Annotated in this window: 8 protein-coding genes; 4 read left to right on the top strand and 4 right to left on the bottom strand. The window is 67.6% G+C overall.

Features of this window, described 5'->3' with window-relative positions; all coding sequences use genetic code 11:
* Nucleotides 1-166 precede the first annotated feature (166 nt).
* On the top strand, nt 167-460 hold the full coding sequence (locus ACIQ2E_RS11310) for a DUF2752 domain-containing protein (RefSeq protein ID WP_398330412.1): 294 nt from the start codon (nt 167-169) through the stop codon (nt 458-460).
* Nucleotides 457-906 carry an acyl-CoA thioesterase gene (locus ACIQ2E_RS11305; protein ID WP_398330409.1) on the top strand — a complete coding sequence of 150 codons (450 nt, stop codon included), beginning with the start codon at nt 457-459 and terminating at the stop codon, nt 904-906. Before ACIQ2E_RS11310 ends, ACIQ2E_RS11305 begins: the two co-directional genes overlap by 4 nt.
* Before the next feature lie 165 nt (nt 907-1,071).
* On the opposite strand, the gene ACIQ2E_RS11300 is transcribed toward ACIQ2E_RS11305, so the two are convergent.
* The 4 genes from ACIQ2E_RS11300 to menA are packed head-to-tail and all read right to left on the bottom strand — an operon-like array spanning nt 1,072 to nt 4,479.
* Nucleotides 1,072-1,353 (bottom strand): TM2 domain-containing protein, encoded by a 282-nt coding sequence (locus ACIQ2E_RS11300; protein WP_398330406.1) that lies wholly within the window; start codon nt 1,351-1,353, stop codon nt 1,072-1,074.
* 50 nt (nt 1,354-1,403) lie between these two features.
* Nucleotides 1,404-2,648, bottom strand: a complete 1,245-nt coding sequence (locus ACIQ2E_RS11295) for an AMP-binding protein (RefSeq protein WP_398330403.1) — start codon at nt 2,646-2,648, stop codon at nt 1,404-1,406.
* Entirely contained in the window at nt 2,645-3,619 is a 975-nt protein-coding gene (locus ACIQ2E_RS11290; protein ID WP_398330400.1) for an o-succinylbenzoate synthase, read from the bottom strand. Before ACIQ2E_RS11290 ends, ACIQ2E_RS11295 begins: the two co-directional genes overlap by 4 nt.
* Nucleotides 3,616-4,479 (bottom strand): 2-carboxy-1,4-naphthoquinone phytyltransferase, encoded by an 864-nt coding sequence (gene menA / locus ACIQ2E_RS11285; protein WP_398330397.1) that lies wholly within the window; start codon nt 4,477-4,479, stop codon nt 3,616-3,618. The genes ACIQ2E_RS11290 and menA overlap by 4 nt, the downstream gene beginning before the upstream one ends.
* A gap of 122 nt (nt 4,480-4,601) precedes the next feature.
* Here menA and ACIQ2E_RS11280 point away from each other — a divergent pair, with 122 nt between their 5' ends.
* Nucleotides 4,602-6,026 carry an isochorismate synthase MenF gene (locus ACIQ2E_RS11280; RefSeq protein WP_398330394.1) on the top strand — a complete coding sequence of 475 codons (1,425 nt, stop codon included), beginning with the start codon at nt 4,602-4,604 and terminating at the stop codon, nt 6,024-6,026.
* Nucleotides 6,023-6,575: ion transporter (locus ACIQ2E_RS11275; RefSeq protein WP_398330391.1), on the top strand; the 553-nt coding region annotated here is incomplete at its 3' end. The genes ACIQ2E_RS11280 and ACIQ2E_RS11275, both read left to right, overlap by 4 nt.

The following is a 6,575-nucleotide window of genomic DNA, read 5'->3' as shown; positions in this document are numbered from 1 at the left end:
GTGATCATGGGCTCAGTGGATCGTTGATAGCCAGCACGGCTGATCTGAACAGCTGAACCGCTTCCTGCGCCGCCTGAACCACGCCGGCTGGCTGCTGCCGGCCAGCCTCACAGGCTATGTGTGGCTCAAGGGGCTGCATCCCGGCCTCCCGGGCTGGCCCTGCCCTGTGCGGGCACTCACCGGCATTCCCTGCCCCACCTGCTTCCTCACCCGCGCCACCAGTGCGGCCCTCACCGGCAACCTGGGCGAGTCAGTGCGTTGGCATGCCTTTGGGCCACTGCTGGCGGCGGGCCTGCTGTGGTGGTCGGTGCAGGCGATCCGGAGGCGCGAGCTGCTGCCCTTGCAGCCTCGAACCCGCTCAATGGCGTGGATCGCCGCGGCCTTGCTGAGCTACTGGGCTCTGCGGCTTGGCCTCAGCTTCACTGGTTTCAACGCCTTCCCGAGTCTGGCTGCCCCATGAATCCCGAGACCTGGCTGCTGCTCTGCCGCACCGTGCGCTTCGGAGACACCGATGCCGCCGGGGTGATGCACTTCCCGCAGCTGCTGCATTGGTGCCATGAGGCCTATGAAGAAAGCCTGGAGCGCTTCGGCATCGCAGCAGCGGAGGTGTTTCCCAGGCCGGGATCCATGCCCGAGATCGCGCTGCCGATCGTGCATTGCAGCGCTGATTTCTTCAAGCCCTTGGTCTGCGGCGATCCTCTGGCGATTGCATTGGAGCCACAACGCCTCGATCCGGGTTGTTTTGAAGTGCGGTATCGCTTCAGCAGCAATGGCACCCGTGTCGCCGAGGGACTCACCCGTCACCTGGCCATCAGCAGCAGCGGGCGTGCGCGGCGCGAACTGCCATCCGCCATCAATCGCTGGCTGGAGGCCTCATCCCTGAAGAGCGGTGTGCAGCCGCTGTAGGCGTTACCTGAATGCACCAGAGCACAGCCGCCAACTGAAGCGGCAGCAGGGCAGCCAGGAGGGCAAAGGGATGAAAGCCAGTGCTCCAGCTATCTCCCATAGAACACGCACTCCCCACAGCCGCCAGCGCGAGCAGGCCTGAGGCCACGCGGCTGGAGGAACGGCTTAAAACCACTCCTTACGCCCTTCGAGATAGGTGGCTTTGAACTCCTGCGGCGTTTGCGTGAGATAGATGATGCCCTCGATCACACCAATCAGTCCCATCACAAAACCGGCCACGCCACAGGTGAGCACTGTGATCAACAGCATGATCAAACCCGCCTTGGTGTAGCCCAGCACGAATTTGTGAATACCGAAGGACCCCAGAAAGATTCCCAACAAGCCGGCTGCCAGCTTTTTGTTGCTCACCTCCGTGAGATCCAAGGCACTCCAATCACCGTTACTCATGCATCACCGGGTCCGCTACTCCCCGCTTGTAGCGAGCTGAGTCGCGGTTGTCAGGGCTCTGGCGCAGGCTGTGACGCTGGATGGGAGCTCAACCACTGGCCCCAACGCCGGCGCTCCCATTTCCCGAGTGGGCTGCGCTGCAACTCAGGGCAAAGCAACCAGCGCCGCGGCCGTTGGCTTGGCGGCAGGGTGAGAGCGAGCGTCTGCAGGGATTGCCAAAGCGCCGCATCGCCCGCATCGATACCGGCCGCCGGCCTCACCAGGGCCGCCAGCCGCTCCCCCCAGAGCGGATCGGGCTCTGGCAGCAACAGCAGTTCCTCCACAGGGAGTCCTTGAACCCGGGCCAGGGCCAGCAAGCGCTGCTCCACCTGCTCGGGAAACACTGTTTCGCCGCCGCTGTGGATGGCGCCATCGAGACGCCCCAGCAACTGCCAACCCTCGACCCCAAGTTCGGCCCGATCGCCGCTGCTCCACCAACCCTGATCAAGGGGCAAGGGCTGCAGCTCCCCCTGCTGCACCATCCCCAGAGCCAGGCTGGCGGCCTTGATCTGCAGCGCTCCGCTGCCGGGCTCAACGCGGAGCTGGACATGGGGTAGAGCAGCCCCGCAACCCTCCACCCCAGCCAGGAAGCGCTGTGGAGACAGGGCCATCACCATCGCTCCGGTTTCGGTGCTGCCGTAGCAAGGAGCCAGCCGAATCCCCAGGGCACGGCAGCGCTGAGCGAGGGCAGGGGGCAGCGCTGCACCACCCATCCAGATCAGGGCGAAGCGCTCCAGCCAACGGATCCCGGCCGGCCCATCCAGCAAGCGCTGCAGCTGGGTCGGCACCAGCGAGAGCACAGCCCGATCGGGGGTCGCCGGCGAGGCTTCAGCCATCAGCTGCTCCGGCTCACGCATCCAGGCAGGCGGAAGCCAGCGCAGTTCCGCACCCCAGGCCCTCGCCCTCAGCAGGGGCATCAGCCCACTCACATGATGTGGAGGCAGCGGATTGAACAGCTCCAGCTGGGCTGGTTCCAGGCCAAGGGCCTGCAGCCACTGGGCGGTGCCGGCCACCGCCACCTGCAGATGAGCCAGAGGCTGCACACACCAGCGCCGGCCACCACTGCTGCCGCCCGTGCCGAGCACCAACGCTGCCCCCCAGGCAGAGGGGCTCCTGGCAGGCAACGCCGCTTCCAGCAGATCAACCTCCTCAGGAGCAGCGATCGCCACGGTTTGCCCCGCCTCCCAGGCCTGCTGCAACGTGCTCGCCAGATCGGCCCGATCAGCGCCTGCGCGCAGCAGAAGCGGCTGGCTCACGCCGCGGCCTCCCACACCTGCTCAGGATCCATCGCGAACAGCGGGCCATCGGCCTGCCATCCGGGCGCCAAGCCCGGTGCGGCAGGCGTGGGGCCTTGCGCCTGCAGCGCCGCCAGATGTTCCACAAAACGCTGGCCGATGCCGGTTTCAAAAGCCGTGCTGATCATCTGGCGCGGCAGGCCGGCCTGCAACTGCTGGAGCAGCGGCCGGGGATCACCCTCCTGGAGCGGCCGGCGCACCAACCATCCCGGCCAGGCATCGCGCTGATCCAGCAGCAGATGGGGCAGCGATTCATCGAGCGCCACGGGCAGTCGTGCCCCCAAGCGCTCCAGCTCCTCGAGCTCCAGGGGCGCCAACGGCTGCTCTAACCACTCCAGCCGCGGTTCATCCGCCAGGCGATCCGCCCAGCGGTGGGCTGTTGCCAGATCCCAGCCGCCATTGGCATCCAGCCGCAGCTGGGCAGATGCAGGCAACCGCAGCAGCAGCGTCTCCAGCACAGCGCGCTCCTCGGCATCCGGCAGGGCTGCCACCTTCCACTTGAACGTGACTGGGGATTCCGAACCCGCTTCGCTGGCGAGCACACGCTCCAATGCCGCCAGAGCCGCCTCTCCGGCTGGCAGCAGCCAGGCTGAGCGCGGGGCGCAATGCCAGCACCCACCCACAACATCGAGCTCGGCCAGAGCCATCCCCACCGCGCAAGCCAGCGCTGCCGGCAGCTGCAACATCCGCTGCTCGAGCTCCTCGCGCGCCACAGATTGCGGAAGCGCCGCAACCGCCGCGGCCAGCTCCGGCGAGGCAGGCGCCCATAGCGGGGCAACAGCCTCACCCCAGCCACAGGACCCATCGGCTGCTTGCAGCCGCAGCAACCAGCCATGGCGCTCCACCAATGCACCGCGGCTGGTGATCAGGCGACGCGGCAAGACGAAGCGATAGGGCCGCCAGCTCAGGTGCAGCAGGCCCGGCGCACTCATCCCAGCCAACGGCCCATGGCCAGACCCGCCGCCAGGCCTAAACCATTCAGCGCCTGAAAGCGCAGGGCCAGAAACTTGCTGCCCACGATCCGCTGCGGCTCATGGTGGTGCTGATGCAGCAGGCGGATCAGCGCCTGGGCCGGTGGCAGCCCGATCCCACCGAGCAGGGCTGTGAGCGGCCATTGCCCCACCAGCACCGGCACCCACTCAAAGGCCAGCGCCGCCACTACAAACCAGGGAATCAACCCTGCCGCCGGCCCGGTACCCAGCCGCACCACGGGCGAACGCTTGCCATGGGCCGCGTCCTCCTCCACCTGATGGAAATGGGAGCAGAACAGCACCAGTGTGGTAGCCAGGGCCGGGCCACTGCCCAGCTCCAGCGCCGCCCGCCAGGGCACAGTGCTCTCACCTGCCTGGGCCAGGGCCAGGAGGGCGGCGGCTGTGGCTAAGGGCCCGAAGGCGATCCAGCAGAGGGGTTCGCCCAGGCCCCGATACCCAAGGCGCAAGGGCGGCCCTTGATAGGCATAGCCAATGCCACAGCAGGCCAACACCAGGGCCAATACCGCTGGGCTACTGCGAAGCGCCACCAACGCCATCAGCAGCAACCCCACCAGCAGAGCGCCATTGGCCAGCAACGACACACGATCACGCCGACCCGTGAGGTTCACCACCGAATGGGGCTTGCCCTGAGTGTCGACGCCGGTATCGGCATCAAACACATCGTTGGCCAGGTTTTCCCAGGCCAGCAGCAGCACAGCTGCCAGCAGAAACAGCAGCAGCTGGTCGAACCGCACTGCCAAACCTTGCCCGGCGCGCCAGCCGGCGGCCAGCAGCACCGGCATCACAGCCACCGAGTACATCGGCCACTTGATCGCCGCTTTCCAGAGCCGCCGCCGCTGAGCCGGATCGGCATGAAGGCTTGCGACGACCTGTGGCTCGGACGCGGGCGAGGGCAACTGGCGGCGCAGGAAGGCCCATACATTTGAGCAGCCGCTTCAGCCCGCCCCGGGTGCAGGCTCCATCCAGCGTCACAACCAGCTTCAGCGATCTGCTGGCGGCAGCGGCCGATGGCGCGCGCCAACTGGATGGGGAAGGCGTGCTCAGCCTGGCGCTGCCGCTCACCGGCCGCGACCCGATGGCGCTGTTGAGCCAACTCGAGCAGGGCGAACGGTTCCGTTTTCTGTGGGATAGCGCTCCCGGGCTCTGCCTGGCCGCCAGTGGTCGCTGCAACAGCCTGGAGCTGAGCGGTCAGCGCCGCTTTGAACTGGCTCAGCGCTTCAGCGCCGTGAGCCTGGGCCGCCTCGCCGCACCCCAGATCTGCCCGCCGCTGGCGCGGCCGCGGGTGTTGCTGGCCTTTTCCTTCTTTGAGAGCCCGCTCCAAGAGGGCGATGGCGTGCCGGGGGTGCAGGCGGTGCTGCCCCGCTGGCAACTGAGCCGCCAGGGGCGCCACTGCTGGCTGCGGCTGCAACGCACCCTCGGTGGCGAGGTCAGCGCCCGATCCCTGGCCGAGGAGCTGTGGGAGCAAGCAGAACGACTGGCCCAGTTACCTGCCGACCCCTGCGCCGCCGCCGGGGAGGCCGCAGGCCCTGCCGTGCTCAGCGGCTCCGCCTGGCAGGAGGGCTACCGCTCTGTGGTGGAACGGGGGTTGGAACTGGTGGAAGCCGGTGAGCTGCGCAAGCTGGTGCTCGCCGTGCGCCAGCAGCTGCAGCTGGCCCAACCGCTGGATCCGCTGCACCTGCTCGCCCAGCTGCGTCAGCGCCAACCCGGCAGCTGCCGCTTCCTCTGGCAACAGGCGGATGGTCCCGCCTTGCTTGGAGCCTCCCCTGAACGCCTGCTCACCGTGCGTCAGGGACAACTCCGCAGTGATGCGCTCGCCGGCACCGCACCGGTGGGACCCAATGCCGGCCAGCTGCTCCACTCCGACAAGGACAGGCGCGAGCACGAGCTGGTGGTGGAAGCCATCACCGAGGTGCTCCACCACAACGGTCTGACGCCGCGCCGGCCCCGCCACCCGCGCCTGGCCCGCCACGGCCAACTGATGCATCTACACACCCCCATCACCGCCGACCTGGGCGATCAGCAGCCGCTGGCAGTGGCCGCTGCCTTGCACCCCACACCGGCAGTGGCCGGGCTGCCGCGGCGGGAGGCTATGGCCGCCCTGCGCAGCCTTGAACCGTTCGAGCGGGGCTATTACGCTGCCCCGATCGGCTGGATCGACAGCGAAGGTGACACGGAGCTGCGGGTAGCCATCCGCAGCGGCAGCCTGCAGGGCCAGCGCCTGGAACTCACCGCCGGTGCTGGCTTGGTGCCTGGATCAGCAGTGGAGCGGGAACTGGCAGAAGTGGCCCTGAAGCTTGGGGTGCTGCAGCAACAGCTCGACCTCCCCCGCCTTCACACCACTCCGTGAACGCCTTCAGCACCGGCCTCGGGCTGCTGACCGCTTTGCTCCTGCTGGCCCTGGCGATTCGGCGCTGGGTGGGCCGCCCGAGGCTTGAGCGCATCATTTTTGAAGCCGACACAGCAGCGGGCAAGCGCTTTGATCTAGCGCTGCTGATCGCCATCGTGCTCAGTGTGCTGCTGGTGGCGCTGGAGAGCGATCCGCGCCTGCGCGGCCAGTACCGCTCTGTGTTTGAGCCGCTGGAGCTGACGTTCTCCAGCCTGTTCAGCCTCGAATATCTGCTGCGGCTGCTGTGCAGCAAGCGGCCCTGGCCCTATGCGCGCAGCTTTTTCGGATTCGTGGATCTGGTGTCGAGCCTGCCGCCGTTGCTCACCCTTGGCATCCCGGCCGGGCAATCGCTCCTGATCGTGCGCGTGCTGCGGCTGCTACGCGTATTCCGGATCCTGAGGCTGGGCTCCTACCTCGATGAGGCGCAGCTGCTGCGCCAGGCCCTAGTGGCCAGCCGCCGCAAGATCAGCGTGTTTCTGCTCACGATCGTGGCGCTGGTGGTGCTGATCG

It is taken from the genome of Vulcanococcus sp., assembly GCF_044369115.1.
Classification (GTDB): Bacteria; Cyanobacteriota; Cyanobacteriia; order PCC-6307; family Cyanobiaceae; genus Vulcanococcus.
The sequence above is the reverse complement of the archived record's forward strand: the minus strand, read 5'-3'. Positions and strand labels throughout refer to the sequence as shown.